This is a genomic window from Variovorax sp. N23, from assembly GCF_025486315.1.
Classification (GTDB): domain Bacteria; phylum Pseudomonadota; class Gammaproteobacteria; order Burkholderiales; family Burkholderiaceae_C; genus Variovorax.
Window position 1 is genome coordinate 1 of the sequence record NZ_JAOOPY010000038.1, and the last position, 1,334, is coordinate 1,334.

Consider the following 1,334-nt stretch of genomic DNA (forward strand, 5'->3'; position numbering starts at 1 on the left):
TCACCTGGAAGTGGTGCGTACCGTCGCGCGCCAGTTGCGCGACCAGGCCGAATTCCCAGTCCAGGTAGGCCTGCATGGCCTCGGTCGGCGCGTCGTTGCCTTCGTAGGGGCGGCGATAGCGCTGCGCCCCCACCGAATGCGCGATCGCCGGCGCGCCGGTTTCGCTGAAGGCGCTGGCGGGGGGCGGCGGGTCGACCACGACCACCTCCCAACCCATCTGCGCGAGCCAGGACGCCGTCATCGGCGCCCGCACCCCGTCGTCGTCGGCCAGCACGATGCGTGCGCCGCGCACCGGCACGGCGTGGTCCGTCTCCTGCACCAGCTGGCCGCCGGGGGCGCCGGCGAAGCCGGGCAGGTGGCCGGCGGCGTATTCCTCGGGCGTTCGCACGTCGAAGTGATACACGGTGCGCGTGGGCGACGCCAGCGTGCCCAGCGCATCGAACGCGATCCAGCGCACACCGGCCCGCTCGGCCGCGGCGCGGGCGCCGGCCTGCGCCTGGGCGCGCCGGGCGGCACTCACCGCGGGCGCTCGGCGCGACGCGCCGGTGTCGAGCACCTGGCCGGCCAGCTTCCAGCCGATGGTGCCGTTGCGCAGGGCCGCCACCGGGTTCGGCAGGCCGGCATTCACCAGCGACTGCGTGCCGATGATGCTGCGCGTGCGGCCGGCGCAGTTCACGATGACCTGCGTCTTCGGGTCGGGCGCGAGTTCGCGGGCGCGCAGCACCAGCTCGGCGCCCGGCACGCTGGTGGCGCCCGGGATGCTCATGGTGCGGTACTCGTCGAAGCGGCGGGCGTCGAGCACCACCACGTCGGCCTTCGCGTCGATCAGCGCCTTCACCTCTTGCGCCGACAGCGAGGGCGTGTGCCGCTCGTGCTCGACCAGTTCGCCGAAGGACTTGCTCGGCACGTTGACATCGCGGAACAGCTCGCCGCCGGCCGCTCGCCAGCCGTCGAGCCCGCCTGCGAGTGCGTGCACGTTGGTGTAGCCCAGCGCTGCGAAGCGCTCGGCCGCGGGGGGCACGCGGTCGACGCCGTCCTGTTCGCCGTACAGCACGATCCGCGTGTCGCGCCGTGGAATGCGCCGCGCCGCGTCGCGTTCGATCAGGTCGAGCGGCAGGTTCGCGGCCCACAGTGGGTGCGCCTGTGCGAAAGGGTGTTCTTCCCGCAGGTCGATGAGCGCAATCTCGTCGCGGGCGAGCAGGTGTCGCCGGACATCGGCGAAGGAGAGGGTCGAGAGGGTCATGCGTGGCGCAGTTCGGCGGAGCGGTCCCACAGGTTGGGCAGCAGGGCGTTCGAATAGCCGGAGACGAAGGGCTTGCGCCCGCCTTCGGCCG

Annotated in this window: 1 protein-coding gene and 1 pseudogene; both read right to left on the minus strand. The window is 72.9% G+C overall.

The features are described 5' to 3' along the window. Positions 1-1,243, minus strand: a 1,243-nt coding sequence (locus N8A90_RS25330; protein ID WP_262078050.1) for a rhodanese-like domain-containing protein, incomplete at its 3' end; no start/stop codon positions are given. Further along, positions 1,240-1,334 (minus strand): annotated as a pseudogene (locus N8A90_RS25335) (cysteine dioxygenase); the annotation flags it as partial. The pseudogene N8A90_RS25335 and the gene N8A90_RS25330, both read right to left, overlap by 4 nt.